The organism is Sphingomonas sp., from assembly GCF_029239295.1.
In the GTDB taxonomy this organism is placed as follows: domain Bacteria; phylum Pseudomonadota; class Alphaproteobacteria; order Sphingomonadales; family Sphingomonadaceae; genus Sphingomonas.
Map to the genome: position 1 here is coordinate 61090 of NZ_JAQZBC010000008.1, position 20250 is coordinate 81339.

General features: G+C 66.2%; 21 protein-coding genes. 5 read left to right on the forward strand and 16 right to left on the reverse strand.

Annotation, left to right across the window (positions count from 1 at the left end):
* Positions 1-46: 46 nt before the first annotated feature.
* On the reverse strand, positions 47-793 hold the full coding sequence (locus K0S66_RS09790) for a TIGR02117 family protein (protein ID WP_301075176.1): 747 nt from the start codon (positions 791-793) through the stop codon (positions 47-49).
* A 72-nt stretch (positions 794-865) separates the two neighbouring features.
* On the opposite strand from K0S66_RS09790, the gene K0S66_RS09795 reads away from it, so the two are divergent.
* Positions 866-1891: an AI-2E family transporter gene (locus K0S66_RS09795; RefSeq protein ID WP_301075177.1), complete on the forward strand. Its 1026-nt coding sequence runs from the start codon at positions 866-868 to the stop codon at positions 1889-1891.
* 56 nt (positions 1892-1947) lie between these two features.
* On the opposite strand, the gene K0S66_RS09800 is transcribed toward K0S66_RS09795, so the two are convergent.
* The 8 genes from K0S66_RS09800 to K0S66_RS09835 form a co-directional block, all read right to left on the reverse strand.
* Entirely contained in the window at positions 1948-2598 is a 651-nt protein-coding gene (locus tag K0S66_RS09800) for a hypothetical protein (RefSeq protein ID WP_301075178.1), read from the reverse strand.
* The gene (locus K0S66_RS09805; protein ID WP_301075179.1) at positions 2591-3085 is read right to left on the reverse strand and encodes an ATPase; all 495 of its coding nucleotides are present in this window, start codon (positions 3083-3085) and stop codon (positions 2591-2593) included. The genes K0S66_RS09800 and K0S66_RS09805 overlap by 8 nt, the downstream gene beginning before the upstream one ends.
* A gap of 54 nt (positions 3086-3139) precedes the next feature.
* On the reverse strand, positions 3140-3367 hold the full coding sequence (locus tag K0S66_RS09810; RefSeq protein ID WP_046409264.1) for a F0F1 ATP synthase subunit C: 228 nt from the start codon (positions 3365-3367) through the stop codon (positions 3140-3142).
* Between the two features lie 50 nt (positions 3368-3417).
* Positions 3418-4206: a F0F1 ATP synthase subunit A gene (locus K0S66_RS09815; protein WP_301075180.1), complete on the reverse strand. Its 789-nt coding sequence runs from the start codon at positions 4204-4206 to the stop codon at positions 3418-3420.
* 32 nt (positions 4207-4238) lie between these two features.
* Positions 4239-4556 (reverse strand): AtpZ/AtpI family protein, encoded by a 318-nt coding sequence (locus K0S66_RS09820; protein WP_301075181.1) that lies wholly within the window; start codon positions 4554-4556, stop codon positions 4239-4241.
* A gap of 169 nt (positions 4557-4725) precedes the next feature.
* Positions 4726-5106, reverse strand: a complete 381-nt coding sequence (locus K0S66_RS09825) for a YdbL family protein (protein ID WP_301075182.1) — start codon at positions 5104-5106, stop codon at positions 4726-4728.
* Between the two features lies 1 nt (position 5107).
* Complete coding sequence (locus K0S66_RS09830) at positions 5108-5329, reverse strand: YnbE family lipoprotein (protein ID WP_301075184.1); 222 nt, start codon at positions 5327-5329, stop codon at positions 5108-5110.
* On the reverse strand, positions 5326-8448 hold the full coding sequence (locus K0S66_RS09835; protein WP_301075185.1) for a YdbH domain-containing protein: 3123 nt from the start codon (positions 8446-8448) through the stop codon (positions 5326-5328). The genes K0S66_RS09830 and K0S66_RS09835 overlap by 4 nt, the downstream gene beginning before the upstream one ends.
* A gap of 210 nt (positions 8449-8658) precedes the next feature.
* Between K0S66_RS09835 and radC the strand changes: the two genes are divergently transcribed.
* Entirely contained in the window at positions 8659-9351 is a 693-nt protein-coding gene (radC, locus tag K0S66_RS09840; RefSeq protein WP_301075186.1) for a DNA repair protein RadC, read from the forward strand.
* Positions 9352-9366: 15 nt separating this feature from the next.
* Here the strand turns inward: radC and K0S66_RS09845 are convergent, their stop codons facing one another.
* A complete protein-coding gene (locus K0S66_RS09845) occupies positions 9367-9546 on the reverse strand; it encodes a hypothetical protein (protein WP_301075188.1) in 180 nt (59 codons plus the stop codon).
* Between the two features lie 53 nt (positions 9547-9599).
* Positions 9600-11519: an excinuclease ABC subunit UvrC gene (gene uvrC, locus K0S66_RS09850; RefSeq protein WP_301075189.1), complete on the reverse strand. Its 1920-nt coding sequence runs from the start codon at positions 11517-11519 to the stop codon at positions 9600-9602.
* Positions 11520-11630: 111 nt separating this feature from the next.
* Here uvrC and K0S66_RS09855 point away from each other — a divergent pair, with 111 nt between their 5' ends.
* Entirely contained in the window at positions 11631-11969 is a 339-nt protein-coding gene (locus K0S66_RS09855; RefSeq protein ID WP_301075190.1) for a hypothetical protein, read from the forward strand.
* Positions 11970-12041: 72 nt separating this feature from the next.
* On the opposite strand, the gene K0S66_RS09860 is transcribed toward K0S66_RS09855, so the two are convergent.
* Together K0S66_RS09860 and K0S66_RS09865 are read right to left on the reverse strand one after the other, a co-directional pair.
* Positions 12042-13748, reverse strand: a complete 1707-nt coding sequence (locus tag K0S66_RS09860; RefSeq protein WP_301075191.1) for an amidohydrolase family protein — start codon at positions 13746-13748, stop codon at positions 12042-12044.
* Entirely contained in the window at positions 13745-14584 is an 840-nt protein-coding gene (locus K0S66_RS09865) for an NAD(P)-dependent oxidoreductase (RefSeq protein ID WP_301075192.1), read from the reverse strand. The genes K0S66_RS09860 and K0S66_RS09865 overlap by 4 nt, the downstream gene beginning before the upstream one ends.
* A 177-nt stretch (positions 14585-14761) precedes the next feature.
* On the opposite strand from K0S66_RS09865, the gene K0S66_RS09870 reads away from it, so the two are divergent.
* Entirely contained in the window at positions 14762-16006 is a 1245-nt protein-coding gene (locus K0S66_RS09870) for a threonine ammonia-lyase (RefSeq protein WP_301075193.1), read from the forward strand.
* A gap of 182 nt (positions 16007-16188) precedes the next feature.
* Complete coding sequence (locus K0S66_RS09875) at positions 16189-16956, forward strand: arginyltransferase (RefSeq protein ID WP_301075194.1); 768 nt, start codon at positions 16189-16191, stop codon at positions 16954-16956.
* A 32-nt stretch (positions 16957-16988) separates the two neighbouring features.
* On the opposite strand, the gene K0S66_RS09880 is transcribed toward K0S66_RS09875, so the two are convergent.
* From K0S66_RS09880 to K0S66_RS09890, 3 genes are read right to left on the reverse strand one after another with little or no spacing between them, the layout of a single operon-like run.
* A complete protein-coding gene (locus K0S66_RS09880; RefSeq protein ID WP_301075195.1) occupies positions 16989-17786 on the reverse strand; it encodes a transglutaminase family protein in 798 nt (265 codons plus the stop codon).
* On the reverse strand, positions 17786-18721 hold the full coding sequence (locus tag K0S66_RS09885; RefSeq protein WP_301075196.1) for an alpha-E domain-containing protein: 936 nt from the start codon (positions 18719-18721) through the stop codon (positions 17786-17788). Before K0S66_RS09885 ends, K0S66_RS09880 begins: the two co-directional genes overlap by 1 nt.
* Before the next feature lie 37 nt (positions 18722-18758).
* Entirely contained in the window at positions 18759-20234 is a 1476-nt protein-coding gene (locus K0S66_RS09890; protein WP_301075197.1) for a circularly permuted type 2 ATP-grasp protein, read from the reverse strand.
* Positions 20235-20250 lie beyond the last annotated feature (16 nt).

The window sequence follows — 20250 nt, forward strand, 5'->3', positions numbered from 1 at the left end:
TGTAACCGTTTACCGCGAAAATTCGGGACTACAATCCGGGCCTTCCTCAGTCGTGCCGGGGGAACCAGCGCAGCACCGAGCCGGGGAATGGCGTCCATCGGCCGACCCGCACACCGGCAAAGCGAAGTGCGTCGCCGATCCAGTCGTTGCAGGTGTGGAAAGCGTCATAGCGGCCACGCGCCTGATAGAAGGCGTCGTTGCCCAAATAGCCGGGCTGCCGCGTACCGTCTGGCACCAGCGATGCCTGGATAAAGGCCGCTAATCGCCGATATTCGGCCGGGCGCACGACCACCTGGCGTACGTCACCGCCGGGCTTTGGCGCGGGGAGATGGTCGACATGGACGAGCGTGCGGTTGCTGCCGATCGCCGCCGCCAGGATCACGCCGGGCCTGAGATCGGCCCAGGTTGGCGTTTGAAGATAGAAATCGCGCTCGCCCCAGCCCACCGACACATGGTCATAAGCTGCGTAGCGTGGATCCCGCAGATCGCGCGCCGGGAAGGTCGATCGCCAGTCCACGCCCGCCGCCACCTTCGGCATGATGATGCCGGTATGGAGGCCATTTGACTCGATGTAGAGCGTGACGCCGGTGGGCGGCGGTGACCAGTTGGCGTTGCTAGGCAGCAAACTCCCGACGAATGCGGCCAACGGATAGGCCAGCACAAGCAGCGCCAGGGCGGAAAGGATCAGGACGGAGCGGCGGCGCATCGCGGCGATCATACCGGCACCGCGTTCTTCAGCCACCCCGTAGACGACGGTGGCAACGTCAGCCCGCCCGCCGCGTTGACCGATCATGAACTTGACGCCCCCCTTGCCGATCGATCGTTTCGGCCGCTGCTGCGTCGTCGCGCCGGAATGAGATCGACGATGCAGATCGACCGCGAGGCAATCGCCCAATTCGCGCTGAAGACGACGGTGGCGATCGCGCTGATCGCCTTCGCTCTCCTGATCTGGAAGCTGCACGACGCCGTGCTGCTGCTGTTCGCCGCGGTCATTACCGCGGTTATCCTGCGCGCATCAGCGCAAGCGCTTCAGCGCATCCTTCCGGTTGGCGATGGGGTGGCGCTGAGCCTCGCCACCGCGCTGATCGCGGCGTTGGTGATCGGCGCGATCGGGCTGTTCGGCCAAGAGGTCTCGAGCCAGGTCAGCGAGTTGACGGCGATGTTGCCGGGCGCGTGGGATACGCTGGTCGATACCGTCGGAGCCGAGCGCGTCGAACATCTGGTGGAGCGCTTCATGCCGGAGGGAGCGACGATCGCCTCGATCGCACAGACGGTGATCGGCTTGGTCACCAGCGCCGCGACTGGGCTCGCGCTGGCGGTTCTGGGGGGTGTGTATCTGGCGCTGTCGCCTGACACTTACCGCCGCGGGGCGCTCCGGCTGCTGCCGGACAGTGCCAAGGAGCGCGTCGCGCGCGCATTCGACCAGACAGGCGATTCACTGCGCGCGTGGCTGCTGGGCCAGATCTTCCTGATGCTGCTCGTCGGCGTCGTTACGGGCGTCGGCCTGTGGATCATCGGCGTGCCGTCCGCCTTTGCGCTGGGGCTGATCGCCGGGTTGCTGGAGTTCGTGCCGTTGATCGGCCCGATCGCAGCGGCGATCCCCGGTGTGCTGATCGCGCTGACCATGGGGCTGGAAACCGCCGCGCTGACGGCTGGCTTCTACTTTGTCGTGCAGCAGTCGGAGGGGAATATCCTGGAGCCGCTGGTCATGCGTAAATCGGTCTCGATCCCGCCGGCCGTGACGCTGTTCGCCATCTTCCTGTTCGGCGGGCTGTTTGGGCCGATCGGCGTGCTGCTGGGCGGGCCGCTAACGGTTGCCGCATTCGTTCTGGTGCAGGTGCTGTGGCTGAATGATGATCTTCGTGCCGAGAAGAGGCAAAGTGCCACATAGCAAAACGGCCGCATCCAGGGGATGCGGCCGCTTGCCTGTCCAATGCGGGAGATCGCTCAGTTCGGGCGACCGATCCCGGCAATCGTGCGGTTGATCAACGTGCGATCAGCGTCAGGGCCGTGCCGGTCGGCAATCAGCGTGGCTGCTGCCTCCGCCGCGGCCGTTGCGGCGCGCGCGCGCACCTCATTGATCGCTGAACGCTCCGCGGCGGCGATCTTGTCCTGCGCCATCTTCGCGCGACGACCGACCAGCTCGTCCGCATCGACACGCGCCTGAGCGACGATCGCCTCCGCCTCGTGACTGGCCTGCGCGGCCATGTCAGCGGCGGACTTCTCCGCATCGGCGATCTTGCGGGCATATTCGTCGCGCAGCGCCTCAGCCTCAGCGCGGAGCGTCTTGGCCTCCTCAAGCTGCTGACGGATGCCAGCGATCTGGCGATCAAGCCCGCCCATCAGCATGGCCGGCACCTTCTTCACCAGCATGATGATGATGAGCACCAGCATCGCCAGCGACACGATCACCGTGCCATTGGCGAAGCCGAACAGCGACGGATCGACGTGATGGTCGGGGCCGCCCTCGGCAATCGAGGTGCTGAGCGCCTCGGTACCCTCGGCGGTCATGCCTTCAGCCTCTGCCGCATGGGCGAGGTTTTCGGCGACCTGGGCAGATCCGCCGGTGGCGGCGGTCAGGATGATGAACTCAGCCATTCGCCATCGACGCCTTCACAGCGCCCCTCGCTTCGTCGGTCGACACCTGAATGCCGGACACGCGCGCCACGATGTCCTGCGCTGCCTCGGCGGCGATTGTCTCGATCTCGCCCAGAGCGCGGTCAGTGGCCGCCTTGATATCTGCCTCAGCTGCGGCAATCTGCTGCGCCTGATCGGCAGCAGCGATCGACAGCCGTTCCTCGGTCGCCTTGGCAGCAGCCTGGCGCGCCTCGGCGACGAGCGCCTGCGCCTTTTCGCGATTGGCCTGGTCGCGAATGCGCCAGTCGGCCTCCACCTTATCGGCAGCGTCACGCGCGGCCGAAGCGGCAGCGAGATCAGCGGCGATCGAGCGGTCACGCGAATCGATCGTCTTCTGCACCTTGGGCAGCATACCGCGGCCCACGACGAAAAAGACGATGCCAAAGGTAATCACCAGCCAGAAGAGCTGGGACGCCCATGTCGCGGCAAGTTGGGAAATCTGAGGCATCGAAAATCCTGCCTGAACAGGGCCGGCTAAACGCCGGCCCCGTCAAGGATCATGTTAGGCGACGAACACCAGGATCATCGCCACGACGAACGACAGCAGACCGAGAAGTTCCGCACCGGCGAAGCCGATGAACAGACGGCCCTGCTGTGCGTCAGCCGCACCCGGGTTGCGCAGCGCGCCCTCGAGGAACTTGCCGAACACGTTGCCCACGCCGAGCGAGGCGAGACCAGCACCAACGGCCGCGAGACCGGCGCCGAGCAGCTTTGCGGCTTCTGCGTCCATTTTAGTAACTCCCTATCAAGATCAAAAGGTTGGAAAAAACGGGTGAAAACTTAGTGCAGGTTGACCGCATCGTTGAGATACAGCGAGGTCAACAGCGCAAAAACATAAGCCTGGATGCCGGCGACGAGCAGTTCGAGCGCCGAGATGCCGACCATCAGGCCGAAGCTGGGGATGCCGACCAACAGGCCGACGCCGAGCCCGGCGTTACCGGCGTTGACGACGAACCCGGCCAGCACCTTCAGAAGGATGTGCCCGGCGGTCATCGCGACGAACAGTCGCAGGCCGAGGCTGAAGGGACGCACCATGAATGAGACGAACTCGATCAGCGGGATCACCGGCAGCAACCACCACGGCGTACCGTGCGGCACGAACAGGCTGAAGAAGTGAAGTCCGTGACGATAGAAACCAACCACCAGCACGATCGCGAACGACAGGATCGCGAGGATCCCGGTGATCGTGAAGTGGCTGGTGAAGGTGAAGGGGTGAACGCCGATCACGCCGAGCGGCAGCAGGCCGAGGACGTTGGCGAACAGGATGAACATGAACAGCGAGAAGACGTAGGGAACGTAGCGCTTCCCTTCGGGCCCGATGTTCTGTGCCAGCATGTTGTCGATGAAGCGCACCGCGCCCTCGACCATCATCTGGCCGCGCGTCGGCACAACCTTGCCCTTCGTACCGAGCGACATGAAGCCGATCAGTACGACCGTTGCCACGGCCATCCACATGGCCGAGTTCGTAAAGGCAATATTGTATCCGGCAATCTGCCAGTTCTGGGTGCCGAACAACGGCTCCACCAGAAACTGGTGCATCGGATCGATCTTGCCGCCGCCTTCCGCCACGCCTGTATTTCCCTAACGAAAGCGCCCGATCGTCACTTCGGGCGCTTGGTCGAAATCCGAATGATGTTTCTGAACGCAGCGATCGTCCCGAGGGCGAGCATCACGAGCAGACCCCAGGGCTGCGTGCCCGCAAATCGGTCGATCACCCAACCGATTAGCGCGCCGCCGACCATCCCCCCGGTCAATTCGGCGAGCACGCGGTTGCCGAGGCGATAGCCGCCGTCGGATTCCACCTTGCCCGCCTTTGTCCGGCTCGCCTCGTCCGCCTGTGCCGCCTTCAACCGCTCGTCGAGCGAGGTGAGACGTGCATCGGTGCCGAGGGAGTCTGGTCCGGGCTCGTTTTCGACCATTCGCGCGCTCCCCAATATTCGTTGGGCAGGCGCCAAGAAGCCAAGTGGCGAGCCCGCCAAGGCGCCGTCCGGTTAGCCGGGGGGTCGGGGGGTGTCAACCGTTGCACACCCCCTCGCCCGCCGGCGTCAGCACCTTATCACCCCGTTTGGCGGTGCTTTTCGGCGCGACTCAGATGCAGCGCGGATCGCGGGTCGGCGCCCCGGCGCCACGAGTCTCCCACGTGCCGTCCGGCGTGCGGTACTTCTCGCCCGACTGGGTCTGCTGGATCAGGTTGCACCCGCTGGTGAACGCCAATTGCTCCACCGTCGCGCCCGATGCCTGCGCCTTCTGGGTATAGGCAGCCTTGCGCTGGATGTTGATCGCATTGACCAGCGCGCGCAGCTCCGCGCTGCCGGCACCGACCACGCCGAGATAGCCGTCGGGCTGCTCGCCAACCTGCCCCGCCGCGCGCGCTGCCGCATAAGCGGGATCACGCTGCGCAAAGGCAACGGTCGATACGCCGGTGAGCGCCAGCGCCCCCGCAACCATCCACATTACCTTCTTCGTCATCTCAAAAGATCCCCGGGTTCTGCTTGATCAGCGATTTGGCTTCGCTGTCGAGGCGGTACACCACCTCCTGCGTCACACTGATGTTCAGGTTGATGACGATCGGCTTGTCCGGCGCAGAGACGTTTACGCACGCTCCGGTTGCCAGCACCAATCCGGTCAAGACCTTCCCTTTCAGCACGGCAGAGATCGTGCGCCCTCCACCAATGTTCAACGTTTCGTTCATGGCATCATCTCGCTTGCGGAGGGCTGAATGGCTGGAGGCTGAGTGTTGGACGGCGGGGCGGCGGGTAACGTGACCGCCGGCGGCTGAACGCGGCGGTTCTGTTCTTCGATGAGGGCGGGCAGATTACGGTCGATCAGCCGTTTGGGATCGTAGAAGCTGGCAACCGAATCGATCAAGCCGCGGAATGGCGCGGTGATGCGGATGTTGAACACGAACGGCAGCTTCTGCAGGCGGCGAACGAGGAAGTTCGACTTTGCGCCCTCCCCCTGGCTGATCCCGGCGAACTTGACCTCGGTCACCATCTCCCCGGCGAGAGGGCCGTTCATCACCAGCTCCAGGTTGCGGTAGCGCAGCGAACGGAGCGCCTGGAACGCGATGTTGCCCCAGGTGCCGAGATCCTCTTCGGTCAGTTCGCCCAGATAGGCGATGCTGCCGCCGCCCTCGCGCATTACCAGCCGGCCGTTTTCGATCCGGCCGCCGCTCTGGTCGAAGATCATCGGCAGCACGCCATCGGCGACGCCGGTGGCATCGAGATTCTTGAAATCGAACTTCTGCAGGAAGTGCCGCGCCTCCATCCGCTCGATCAGGAACGTCATGCGGCGCTCCTGCGGTGAGGAGAAATCAAGCAGCGTGGGCTGCAGGGTGAGGATGCCCGACGCGAACGGCCAGACCGCGCCGTTCACCTTTACGCGCAGATCGCGCAGCAGCTGATAATCGACGGTGCCATCCGTGACGGCGACCCCGGGGTTGATCTCCGCCACGGTGGCTTTCTGATTCGGCGCCGATTCCAGGGCGAGAAGATCGGTAAAGCGAAGATCGCCCTTGATTCCCGAGACCGGACCGAAGGCGGCGGCAAGATCGAGCTTGTCGGTGGAGAACAGCCCCGTCGATGTCACCCCATCGGGTGACCAGCTGATGTCGCCGGTGCCGCGCACGCTGCCCCGGACATCCGCGATGACGCCAAAGGTCAGTGGGGTCAGCTCCTCCGGCTGGAAACCGTCGCCAAAGGTGATCCCGGTAACGCCCAGCCGCGCCGTACCGCGTCCGCTGGACAACAGATGGCGGATCGCCACATCCGCGACCTTCACGTTCTTCGCTGGCTCGAACAACGTGCCATCGGCAGTGATGACGTTGTTCGCGAGCCGGAGCGTGACGGCGCGCGCGGCGAGCGGGCGGAAACGCGCGCTGTCAGCCGTGTCGCTGACCGACAAGTCGCCGTCGAGCGTCAGCACCGAGTCACGGAACCGCCAGCGACCCGCCGCATCCGCCAGCCTGAGCGGCACGGCGCCGATCCGTCCCGACCCGCCGGCGAAGGTGCCGAGGATATCGCCCGACGCAACCCGCCCGACCAGCGTCCCGAAATCCAGCTTCGTTTGCGCATCGGCCCTTCCGATCCATGTCTCGACGCCGTCGAGCGCGAACGAGGCGCCCGCATGGCGCCACTCGGCGCGGCGGGCGCGTGCCTGAAGCGGCGATCCCCCCAGCGTGCCGGTCAGCCGCGGCTCCGAGACGGCGATGCCCCCGCCGACACCATCGCGCCCCATGCGGAACATGGCGCCGTCGAGCGGACATAGCGAAACGCGCATATTGCGCAGCGTAAGGCCCGACAGCGTCAGCCGAGTGAACGCTGCGTCCGTGCAGGAGCGGTTTAGAGCGATCGCGCCGCGCTGATCGAGCGCGGCGGACAGCGGGATGCGCAATTCCTCGACCGCCCCGCCGCTGAGCGGGCCAGACAAGGTTGCGATGGTCTGCAGGGTTGTCCGGCCATCGGGTGCAGCGCTGAATCGCGCCGGTGTCAGTTCAAGGCGTGCGCCGCCCGCCGCATAGGGGGCAATGGTTGCGCCGCCCGTGATCGGGCCGCCTGCATGTCGTTGCGCGACCTGCACCGTTCCCTCGGGCAGGCCGCCGCCGCCGACGCGCAGCGTACCGTTGGCGCGAAGGCCGGCCGGGTCACCGATCACCACCTCCCCGCCCTCTCCGAACGCAAAGGTGGCCCCGGTTGCGGCTCGGATTGTCAGTTCGCGCACGCTGGCGAGTGGACGACCGACGGCAGTGCCCACTGCCGCCTCCCCGGCCAGTGAGAAGTCCGACCCGGCCCGCGCCAGCGCGTTCCCCGCGGCCGTCGCGAGCGGGGCGAGTGGTGTGCCGGCCGCAGCATTGCCGCCGGCGGCGAGTTGGCCCCGCAACGACGGAGCCAGCGCTACCCCTTGCCCGTCAAAGCGTCCGGCAAGGATGGCGCGCCCGGCAGCCAGGCGCCAGGTCCCAGCAAAGCCGGCCAAGCGGCTGCTGATGCCGGCTACGCTTACGCGCTCGCCGCGGAACTGGGCGCGCCCCTGGGTGCGCGCGGCGTCGCCCGCGAAGTTGATCTGGCCGCCGAGCGTTGCCACCTTGGCACCGCTCGCCGCCACCGCCTGCGTCTGAAGCGACGCGGCACCATCCCAGTGCGTGAGTGCGGCGTTCAGGCCAACGTCCAGGCGCGCGGCGGGCGCGCTGACCTGAACACCGCCACAGGACACCGCCACGGCGCGCAGCGGCCCGGACAGTTTCGGCGCGGCATCCCGCACCTCAACCGCCATGAAAGCAGTCGGTCGTTGGACGCGGCAGTCGGCAAGCTTCATCGACGGCGCGACCGCCGCCAGCGTGCCGCGAAAGTTTTCGTTCAGCCGACCCCGCCCTGACAAACGCACCCCGATGACACCCAGCGGCGTTTCGAGCCGCATCCTGGCATCGGCAACCTCAAGGCCGAGCGCGGGCAAGGCAAATGGCTGACCCGAAGGTGCCGGCATCAGCCGGTCGATCGCACCAAGCGACAGGCGCCCGTCGACCAACCTGCCGCGAAGACGCATCCGTCCCGCGCGGACCGAATCGAGTTGCGGACGGCCGCCGCTGACCGACAGACGAGTCTCGATCCAGTCCGCGACCAGATCGGGGTTCGCGGGATCACCGATCACCACATTGGTCAGACGCTGGCGGCGAAGCCCCAGATTGTCGATCCGGTAGCTCGCCGGGACATTGCTGGCGGCAAAGGTGCGGTCGATCACCCCCGACGCGATCGGCACGCGCGACAGCCATAGCGCGGCGACGCCCAGCAGCAGCAAAAACAGGAGGACAAGCAGCAATCGCGCGATCGTGCGACGGCGTGTCCTCCCGGCCCCCTCGGCTGTCACCTTGCCCCTTCTCGATCCGCGAACAAACCGCACCTCTACGGATTGATCATCGCGGTTGGAAGCGGCACCGCACCGCGCGGTCGGCCATCGCAGTGCCAGCCGAGATCAGCGCCGCCGCCGCGCGATTGCATGGCCCTGCCGCGCAGCTTAGCCTCCGCAACCATGGCCGACGACGAACCCGCCGCATCAGACAATCACGGCCACCGTGCCCGGCTGCGCAGCCGCTTGCTGGCCGGCGGCGGGGAGGCGTTGCTCGACCATGAGCTGATCGAATATCTGCTGGCACTCGCGATCCCGCGGCGGGACACCAAGCCGCTCGCGAAGGCGCTGCTGCGGGAGTTCGGTGGGATCGGCGGGCTCCTGACAGCTGACTCCGTAGCCCTCACGCGGGTTTCCGGCATGGGAGAGACCAGCGCTGCCGCGATCAAGATCGCGCAGGCGGCGGCGCTGCGCCTGCTTCAGACCGAGGCCGCGGCACGGCCGATGCTGGGAAACTGGCAGGCGCTGCTGGATTACCTCCACGCCGACATGGCGCATCACGTGATCGAGCGGGTGCGCGTGCTTCATCTCAACAGCCGCAACATGCTGATCCGTGACGAGGTGATGAGCGAAGGGTCGATCGATCAGGCGCAGGTCCATGTGCGCGAGGTCATCCGCCGCGCGATCGACCTGGGGTCCGCAGCGATCATCCTGGTGCACAACCACCCGTCGGGCGACCCATCCCCCAGCCGTGCCGACATCGAGATCACACGAGCGATCGTCGATGCCGGAAAAGGGCTGGGCATTGCGGTGCACGATCACCTGATCATCGGCACCAGCGGCCATGTCAGCCTGCGCGCCAAGGGGCTGATGTAGCCCCTGAGCGTCGCATCAATGGCCGGCGTTCTTCTCGGCCTTTTCCTCAGCCGCCGTCTTCGGCTCGGCCATCTGCGGCGGTTCCGACGTCAGCATCGATCCTTCAAGCGCAATGTCGAGCTTCGCATCTTCATCGAGCGGATTGCCGTCGGCGTCCGTCTTGGCGAGCGGGTCGGTCTGAGCGGGATTGGGCATGTTGGTCTCCTTCCCACATCAACGGGTCAGCGGCCACGCGCGTTCCGCGCCGGTCATTTGGCGTGGTAGAAGTCGTACACCTGCTGCGCGACGCCGGCACTGACGCCCGGTGCCTTCTGCAGATCCGCCAGGCTGGCATTGCGCACTGCTCGCGCGGTGCCGAAATGCATCAACAGCGCCTTCTTTCGGGCGGGACCGATGCCGGGGACTTCGTCCAGCGGGCTCGCGCCCATCGCCTTCGCACGCTTGTCGCGGTGCGCGCCGATAACGAAGCGGTGCACCTCGTCGCGTAGCCGCTGGAGGTAGAACAGCACCGGCGAATTCACCGGCAGCGTCAGTTCGCGCCCGTCCATCAGGTGGAACACTTCGCGCCCCTCACGGCCGTGATGCGGGCCCTTGGCGACACCGACCAGGCAGATGTCCTCGATGCCGAGATCCTCGAGCACTGCCTTTGCCGCATTCAGTTGACCCCGGCCGCCGTCGAGCAGCACCAGATCAGGCCAGGTATCGCCGTCGCGATCGGGATCCTCCTCGATCGCACGGGCGAAGCGGCGGGTGAGCACTTCGCGCATCATGGCGAAATCGTCATCGGTCGCCGCCTGCTTGATGTTGAACTTGCGATACTGGCCCTTGCGGAAGCCTTCCGGGCCCGCGACCACCATCGCGCCAACGGCATTGGTGCCCTGGATATGGCTGTTGTCGTACACTTCGATACGCTGCGGCGGCTCGGCGAGGCCGAACAGGTCCGCCACCTCGCGGTTGAGCTTGGCCTGCGTGGTGCTTTCCGCCAGCCGGCGCTCCAGCGCCTCCGTGGCATTGCGGCAGGCCTGTTCCATCAGCCGCTTGCGCGTGCCCCGCTGCGGCACCTCGATCGACACCTTGCGCCCCGCCTGCGTGGTCAGCGCCTCGGCCAGCAGTTCCGCCTCGGGCAATACGCGATCGACCAGCACCGCCTTCACCGGTGGCACCTCCTCGTAGAATTGCATGAGGAACTGGGTCATCACCTCGTCCTCTGTCACGTCGGCGGTATGCGACGGGAAGAAGCTGCGGTGGCCCCAATTCTGCCCGCCGCGGATGAAGAACGCCTGGATGCCGATCACGCCCTCATGGCTGGCGAGCGCGAAGATGTCCGCATCCCCCACCCCCTCGGCGTTGATGAACTGCGAGCCCTGGATGAAGGTGAGCGCGCGCAGCCGGTCACGCAGCACGGCGGCAAGCTCGAAATCCATTGCCGCCGCCGCCGCTTCCATCTGAGCGCCAAGCTTCGCCTGTACGTCGGTCGCCTTGCCGGCCAGGAACTTCTTCGAATCGGCGACCAGCTCGTCATAGCCGGCCTTGTCGATCCGCCCGACGCACGGCGCGGAGCAGCGCTTGATCTGGTACAGCAGGCATGGCCGGTCGCGCGTCTTGAAGAAGCCGTCGGTACAGCTTCGCAGCAGGAACAGTTTCTGCAGCGCGTTCAGCGTGTTGTTGACGCTGCCGGCGCTAGCGAACGGGCCGTAGTAATCACCCTTTGCCCGGCGCGCGCCGCGATGCTTCTGGATGCGCGGAAACTCGTGATCGGCGCGCAGCAGGATGAACGGGAAGCTCTTATCGTCGCGCAGCAGCACGTTGTACGGCGGACGATAGCGCTTGATCAGCTGCGCCTCGAGCAGCAGCGCCTCGGCCTCGTTATTGGTCGTGACGATCGTCATCGACCGCGTCTGCGACACCATCCGCTGGAGCCGCTTCGACAGGTTGTTGATCTGGGTATAGTTGGTGACGCGGTTCTTCAGCGCGCGCGCCTTGCCGACGTACAGCACGTCGCCGCGCGCATCCTGCATTCGGTACACCCCCGGCCGCGACGGCAACGTGCGAACGACATTGCGGATCGCCGCCACGCCAGCCTCCAAATCGGGCTGGTCGCTGCCGCGGATCGCGAATGTCGCTTTCTCTTCGTTGAACCGGTCAGGCGGGCCGTAGGAACCTTGCATCACGTGCGATCTAGGGCCGATCAGCCGGTTTTTGAACCATGTAGCGCGTCACCCTCGGCCACGGGCAGTGCCGATGGGGAACGCACCGCTTGGCACGGGTGTTGAACGGGCATGACCCAGAAACGCGACAGCAGCGGCCGCTTCAAGGCCGATCATCACCAGCGCAATGTAGCTATCGGCGCTGCCACTGCGATCGGCGCGATCGCTACCGGCCTCGCCAGCGCGATCCATTTTGGCCTGTTCGACCGGTTCTTTACCCCGAAGGACGGCCACCCCGCCCCGGATCTGGAGGGCGATCACCATCCGGGCCCGAACGAGCGTGCGCCGGATCATTTTCGTCCGGATCCGACCGCGCCGGTACCCGCGTCGGAACGCGAGGCGCTGCGCCCGGCCACCGGCCCCGCGCCCGGCTTCGCTGCCAATAGCGGCGATCTGCGCAGCGAGCCGTAAACCCGCTTGGTTCCGGCAGGACGACGGCGGGCACCATATGGTGCCCGCCGTCGGCTGGCCGCCATTCGGCGCTTACTTGGCGGGCGTCTTCACGCCCTTCGCGCGATCAAACACCTTTTCGCCACCAACCCAGGTCTGTTCGACCTTGATGTTGCGCAGGCCCATCGCATCGACCGACAGTGGATCGCGGTCCACCACGATGAAGTCGGCTTTCTGCCCCGGCGCCAGATTGCCGAAGTTCTTTTCGGCAAAACCGGCATAGGCCGCGCCGCCAGTGAACGCCCACCATGCCTGTTCGCGCGACACCGCTTCTTCCGGGTGCCACCCGCCGGGCGGCTGGCCATTGGCGTCCTGCCGCGTGAAGGCCGCGGCCCAGCCGGCCCAGGGATCGGGCTTCTCGACCGGGAAGTCGGACCCGAACGCCAGCTTGCCGCCGTTATCCAGCACCGATTTCCAGGCATAGGCGCCCGACAGTCGCGTCGGCCCCAGCCGCGCCTCGGCCATGGTGCGGTCGCCCGTCTGGTGCGTCGGCTGCATCGAGGCGATCGTACCGTATTTGCCAAAGCTCTTGAGATCGGTCGGATCGACGATCTGGGCATGTTCGATCCGCCAGCGACGATCGCCGCCATAGGTCGCGTTCAGCACCTGAATAGCATCGAGTACCTGAGAATTGGCCTTGTCGCCGATCGCGTGCACAGCCAGCTGGAAGTTATCCATTGCCGCGCGGCTCATCTGGTTCTGCAGCTGCGTATCGGACAGGAAACTGAGCCCCTTCTCCCCGGCGGCGTCCGCATAGGGCGCTTTCAGCGCGGCGCCGCGCGAACCAAGCGCGCCGTCGAGATAGATCTTCACCCCGCCGAGACGCAGGTGATCGTCGTACAACCAGGGCGTCGGCCCCTTGCCGCCGATCTTGCTCGCCGTCTCGACGCCCGCCGCATAGCTCATGATCCGGACGCGCATGGCGCCGATATCCGCCATACGCCGGTAGCTGAGCCAGTCGTCGATGGTCGTGCCCATATCGGCAACCGCGGTGATGCCATTGGCAAGAAGCGCCTGCTGCGCCTCGAGAAACGCAGCGTCGCGCTCCTTCGGCAGTGGCTGCGGCACCGCGCGCTCGATCAGCTGCATCGCCGCATCGACGAAGACGCCGGCGGGAGCGTTGCCGCTCTTCTCGATCCGGCCACCTGCCGGAGACGCGGTAGAAGCGGTGACATTGGCCTCACGCATCGCGGCGCTGTTCGCCCAGCCGGCGTGGCCATCGGCACGCTCCAGCCACACGGCACGATCGCCGACGACCTGGTCAAGATCCGCCGCAGTGGGGAAACGGCCGAGGCCCCAGGCCTCCTGGTTCCAGCCACGCCCCGTGATCCACTTGCGGTTGGGATTGGCCTGCGCATAGGCGGCGACCATCGCTTTCGCCTCATCCAGCGAGCGAGCGCCCGACAGGTCGAGCGACAAGGCACCGAAACCCAGGCCCATGACATGGCCATGCGCGTCGATGAAGCCGGGCAGCACGGTCTTGCCGCCCATGTCGATGCGCCAGTCGTACAGCGGCTTGCCGGCGTTCTTCTTCAGCTCGCGGCGGCTGAGCTTGGGCGGTTCCTCGCCCGGGGGCACCAGCCGGGTGACGCGGCCCTGCTGGTCGATCAGCAGCGCCTTGAAGCGAACGACCTTGCCGTCGGCGGTCGGCGCGATGCCGTTGACGTTGTCGACGATGCCGTCGGCGCTTGCCGGAACCGCCATGATGGCCGTTGCGAGCAGGAGAAGGGCGCGCTTCATCGCGGCAGCCTCCGCATCAGCGCACTCGTATCCTGCCTGCCACCACCCATTTTCTGTACCTCGGCGTAGAATTGATCCACGAGTGCCGCCACCGGCAGCACCGCCCCGTTCCGCTTCGCTTCGTCGAGCGCAAGGCCAAGATCCTTGCGCATCCAGTCGACCGCGAAGCCGAAGTCGAATTCGTCGCGGGCCATCGTCGGCCAGCGGTTCACCATCTGCCAGCTTTGCGCCGCGCCGCCGGAGATCGCCTCGAACACCTTGTCGAGATCAAGCTCGCTCGCCTGGGCGAAACGCAGCGCCTCGGACAAGCCCTGCAGCACCCCGGCGATGCAGATCTGGTTGACCATCTTCGCCTGCTGCCCCGCGCCGGGCGCGCCGACATGGACGATCCGGGCCGCGTATGCCTCCATTACGGGGCGGGCGCGGTCGAAAGCGGCCTCGCTGGCGCCGCACATGATCGACAATTGGCCCTTTTCGGCGCCTGCCTGGCCGCCCGACACCGGTGCATCGACGCTGAGCGGTCGTGTCGCCGCCAGACGGCGGGCGATGTTGGCAGAGACGGTCGTGTGGTCGATGAATACGGCGTCATCGCCCATCGCGGCGAACGCCCCATCGGGACCCAAGGTGACGGCGGCGAGATCGTCGTCATTGCCGACGCAGGTGATCACCGCATCGGCGCCGGCAGCGGCGGCGGCCGGCGTATCGGCCACGGTCAGCCCCGTCGCCTCCGCCTTTGCCCGTGTCCGGTTGTAAACGGTGACCTGGTGACCGGCGCTAGCCAGATGCCCGGCCATGGGCGCACCCATGACGCCGGTGCCGATAAAAGCGATCCTCATGCCCGGCGGGATAGGGCCTGTTTGCACCGCGCGCCAGATGCTCCTACTGGCGACGTCTGCGAACCAGGATCAATGATCCCGTTCGGGCCGAGCCTGTCGAAGCCCCTGCCCTTCTTCTTCGAAGAAATGACAGCCCTTCAACACGTTCAGGGCGGACGGGCGGTAGGACCTTTGCGTATGGCGACTGCGGTGCACCCCACGACCGAAACCCTTCCCGTCAGCCTGGCGGACGTGCGCGCCGCTCATAGCCGAATTCGCGATTCGATCGTCCATACCCCGACGCTCGTCAGCAAGACGCTGTCCGCGCTGGCGGGAGCGACGATCTACCTCAAATTCGAGAATCTGCAGTTCACCGCAGCCTATAAGGAACGCGGCGCGCTCAACACGCTGCTGCTGCTCGACGACGACGCCAAGGCGCGTGGCGTGATCGCAGCATCGGCCGGCAACCATGCGCAAGGGCTGGCCTATCATGCCAATCGCCTGGGCGTGCCGGCCACGATCGTGATGCCGATGACGACCCCCATCGTGAAGATCGTCCAGACCGAAGGCCATGGCGCGACGGTGGTCTTGCACGGCAACACCTTCGACGAGGCCTATGCCCATGCCCGCGTGCTGGAGGCGGAGCGCGGCTACACCTTCGTCCATCCGTTCGACGACGCGCGCGTCATCGCCGGCCAGGGCACGGTGGCGATCGAGATGCTGGAGGAGATCCCGTCGCTCGACACGCTGGTGGTGCCGATCGGCGGCGGCGGGCTGATTTCGGGAATGGCGACCGTCGCCCGCGCGGCGGACCATCCCATCGAAGTGATCGGCGTTCAGGCCGAGCTGTTCCCGTCGATGTACAACAAGCTGCGCCACACCGACCTGCCGTGCGCCGGCGATACGCTGGCCGAGGGCATTGCGGTGAAGCAGCCGGGCGGCCTGACGGCGAAGATGGTCGAGGCGCTGGTCGACGACATCCTGCTGGTATCCGAGCGCAGCCTGGAGGAATCAGTCAGCCTGCTGCTGCAGATCGAGAAGACCGTGGTCGAGGGCGCCGGCGCCGCCGGCCTCGCCGCAGTGCTCGCCAACAAGGAGCGGTTCGCCGGCAAGACCGTGGGAATCGTGCTGTGCGGCGGCAACATCGACACGCGCCTGCTGGCGAACGTGCTGCTGCGCGATCTGGCACGATCCGGCCGGCTGGCGCGGCTGCGCATCCGCCTGCAGGATCAGCCGGGCGCGCTCTACAATGTCGCGCGCATCTTCGACCAGGAGCGGGTCAACATCCTCGAGCTGTCGCACCAGCGCATCTTCACCAACCTGCCGGCGAAGGGCCTGAGCCTGGACGTCGAATGCGAAACGCGCGATCGCGCGCATCTCGACCGGCTGCTCGCCGCGCTGGATGTGGCGCAATACCAAGTAAGCCTGATCGAACTTGCCTGATCGACCCTGCTGAACGCGTGCGCCGATATGCCCCACAATGGGTCAATTCGGCGCCGCGGTAGCAATTGGTTCATTCATCGACGGCAAAACGGCGGCGCGCCGGCTTTTCACTGGGCCGGCGTCTCTTCATATCGATCACGGCACGCGCGCCAGAGCCGCGTTCGACTGGAGTTCCGCCCGCGGTGACCGCCTCTTTCCGTTTCCCCCGCTTCTTCGTGACGAGTTCTGCCCCCTGCCCGTATCTGCCGGGTCGCGAGGAGCGGAAGGTGTTCACCGAGCTGTCGGGGTCGAACGCCGCGGAGCTCAACGACGCGTTGGGGCGCATCGGTTTTCGCCGCAGCCAATCGGTCGCCTACCGCCCGTCGTGCGTCGGCTGCGCCGCCTGTGTATCGGTACGGGTGCGCACCAAGGAATTCGTGCCCAATGGCAGCCAGCGAAAGCTGATCCGACGCAGCGCCGACCTGGACGTCACTGCATGCAAGCCCTGGGCGACCGACGAGCAGTTCCAGCTGCTCTCCCGCTACCTCGCGCATCGTCACCCCACCGGCGGCATGGCGGGGATGGACGAGCAGGATTACGCCGACATGGTGGAGCATTCCCCGGTTAACACCGTGATCGTGGAATATCGCGAACCTGCGACCGATGGGCGTCAGGGCAAACTGCTGGGTGCCTGCCTGACCGACCAGCAGGTCGACGGGCTGTCGATGATCTACAGCTTCTTCGATCCCGACATGCCGACGCGGCCCGGACTAGGCAATCTCATCATCCTCGACCACATCCTGCGCGCCGCGCGGGCCGGACTGCCCTATGTCTATCTGGGCTATTGGGTGAAGGGCGCCGAGCGGATGGCCTACAAGACGCGCTATCAACCGCTGGAAGCGCTGGGTCCACGCGGCTGGGCACTGATGCCGACCGAAGGCAAAGCGGCCGGCGTCGAACAGATCGCTTAGCGCCCGACCGGCGCCGCCGCGCCGCTAGGCGGTCAATCGGCGCCCTGAACCGTCACATCGACCTCCAGCGCCTCGCGGCCGTCGCCAAGCCGCGAGCCAGCGATCGGCGCCGCCTGCGCGGCGTCGAGCCCCACAGCAACGCGAACGTGATGTTCCTCTGGCGACTGACCCAACCAGGGATCGAAGCCGATCCAGCCAACACCCTCCTGCCACGCCTCCGCCCAGCCGTGCGGCGTGGGCCGGTGATCGCCCGCCAGATCGCAATAGCCCGAGACATAGCGCGCGGGCACGCCGATCGCCCGGGCGGCGGCGATGAACACCTGCGCCATGTCGCGCGCGGTGAGCGCCTCACGCCCAAATGCGTCCGTGGCGGGCAGCCCCGTTTCCGGCCGCCCGGCGTCGTCGGCGAAACGATCACGCACCGCATGGTTCAACCGGTGAAGCGCGGGGATATCCGTGCCGCGAGACGCGCTCGCCGCGAAGTCGGCAATCTCCGCCCCCGCTGCGGTGGTCGGTGTCGTGCGCAGGAAGAAGCGGGGCGGCAGAAGCTCATGCGCGCCGTGGAGCACGCCGGCGGACGGGCTGGTCACCACCTCCCCCGTCACCGTCAATTCGAGCTGATTAAGTGGCCCCTCGCAATATAACATCGTTGTCGCATTGCCGAAGCCGTCGTGATGATGGGTCATGCGCGCGTCGCAATCGACCGCGATGTGCCAGGAGGCGACCGTCTGGTCGTGCAGGTCGGCCGGCGTCAGGCGCAGCAGCTGGACGACGCGCCCCTGCGGTGCGGTGAAGGCGTAGAAGGTGCGGTGATCGATCGAGACGCGCATCAGGAAAACTTGAACTGGCGGCCGATCGCCGCGTGAAGTTGATCATTCTCGGCGATCAACGCCTCGAGATGCTGGTGCAGACCGGACAAGATCACGTCGCTGGTGCGCGTCTTGCTGACGCGCGCGTGGCGGGTGCGGGCCATGCGATCGGCCTCCCCATTGGTGCCGGTACGCTTGGCAAGCTGGGTCAGCACGTCTGTCACCTCCTCGATCGCGCCGGCAATGCTGCGCGGCAATTCGACGCGCGACAGCAGCAGATCGATCACATTGGCGGGAAGCAGCCCGTCATTGTAGATCCAGCGAAACGCGGTCACCGCCGACACCGTCTGCAGGATGGTGGTCCATTGATCGCGATCGACCGCGCCGCCGACCTCCTGCCCTTCCGGGAGGAGGATATGGTATTTGACGTCGAGCAGGCGGGCGGTGTTGTCGACCCGCTCTGTCGCTTGTCCGAGGCGGATGAACAGCGTCGTCTGGTTACGCAACATGCGATGCAGCGCGCCCTCGAAGCCGCGAGTCTCCGCCTTGACCGCGTCGACCAGCGCCAATGCGCGGTCGGGATCGAGCCGGCTGACGCGCTTGTCGAACACCAGCCAGGCGCCGTTGATCGCGGACCATGCCTCGCGCGTCAGCGCGGTGCGCACCGCTCGCGCGTTCATCCGCGCCATGTCGAGGCTGCGCATGAGCGAGCCGGGGTGCGAGGAATCGCTGGTGAGGAAGCGTGATACCGCCTCGCGCGTCAGGCTGGCACCAGTCGCCTTGAAGGCTGCCTCGGTATCGGTGACGGCGAGCGCGGACAGCCATGCTGCCTGGCCAGCGGGGCGCGCGGAAAGGACATCGAGGCGGATTGTCGCTTCCACCAGCCGGGCGATGAAATCAGCGCGCTCGACATAGCGGCCCAACCAGTAGAGCGAGCTGGCGGTACGGCTCAGCATCGCGCACCTCCCGGGCAGGCCGGGCGCAGCGCGGCGCTCACAGGCTCTGCTCCTGAACCATCGTGCCCATCGTCTGCGATTGCCGCCACTGATCGTCGAGCAGCACGAACGAATCCTTCGTTCCCCCGCCTTGCGACGAGTTGACCACCAGCGACCCTTCGCGCAGCGCGACGCGGGTGAGGCCGCCCGGCACCACCTGAACACCCTTCGACCCGGTGAGGACGAACGGGCGGAAATCGACGTGACGCGGCGCGACGCCCTGATCGACGAGCGTCGGCACGGTCGACAGTGCAAGCGTGGGCTGCGCGATGTAGCGGTGCGGCTCCGCCTCCACCACGGCACGGAAGGTGGCGATTTCGTCCCTGGTCGCGGTGGGACCGACCAGCATGCCGTAGCCGCCCGACCCGTCGACCAGCTTCACCACCAACTGGTCGAGATTGTCGAGCGTGTAGCGAAGCGCCTCCGGCTCGCGGCAGCGCCATGTTTCCACATTGGGCAAGTTGGCCTCGCTGCCGGAATAGAAGCGGACGATCTCCGGCATGTAGCTGTAGATCGCCTTGTCGTCGGCGATGCCGTTGCCGGGCGCGTTGATGATCGCGACGTTGCCGGCGGCATAAGCGGCGATCAGGCCCGGCACGCCGAGCAGCGAATCGGGACGGAACACCAGCGGATCGAGGAAATCGTCGTCGACGCGGCGGTAGATCACGTCGACCTTCACACGGCCTGCGATGGTCCGCATGTAGACCATGTCGTCATCGACCACGAGGTCAGCCGCCTCGACCAGCTCGATCCCCATCGAATCGGCAAGGAAGCTGTGTTCGTAGTAAGCTGAGTTGAAATGCCCCGGCGTCAGAACGACGCAGGTCGGGTTCTGCGCGCAGCCGCGCGGCGCGACCGAGCGCATCGTTTCGAGCAGGCGATCGGGATAGCTGTCGACGGCGGCGACGCGGAATTGCTCGAACAATTCGGGGCACAAGCGCACCATCGCCTCGCGGTTTTCCAGCATATAGCTGACCCCCGAGGGTGTGCGGGCATTGTCCTCCAGAACGTAGAATTCGTCCGCGCCGGTGCGGACCAGATCGATCCCGCAAATGTGCGCCCAAATCCCGTGCGGCGGACGAATGCCGAAGATCTCGGGCCGGAACTGCGGATTGTGGAAGATCAGATCCTCCGGCAGCACGCCGGCCTTCAGAATCTCCTGCGATCCATAGATGTCGTCGAGGAAGGCGTTGATTGCCTCGACCCGCTGGACCAACCCCTCCGACAGGCGCGCCCATTCGTCGGCCAAAAAGACACGGGGCACAATATCGAACGGGATGATCCGCTCGCTCGCGTCACTGTCACCATAGACGGCGAAGGTGATGCCTAATTGGCGAAAGGTGGTCTCTGCTGACTCCTGGCGCCGCCGCAGTTCGTCGGAGGGTGTTTCCTCCAGCCAGCGGACGAGTTCCGCCAATTCGGGGCGCGCCGTGTCGCCCAGCCCCATGATTTCGTCGAATGCCCGCGTCCCCATCCGACCGATAACGCTC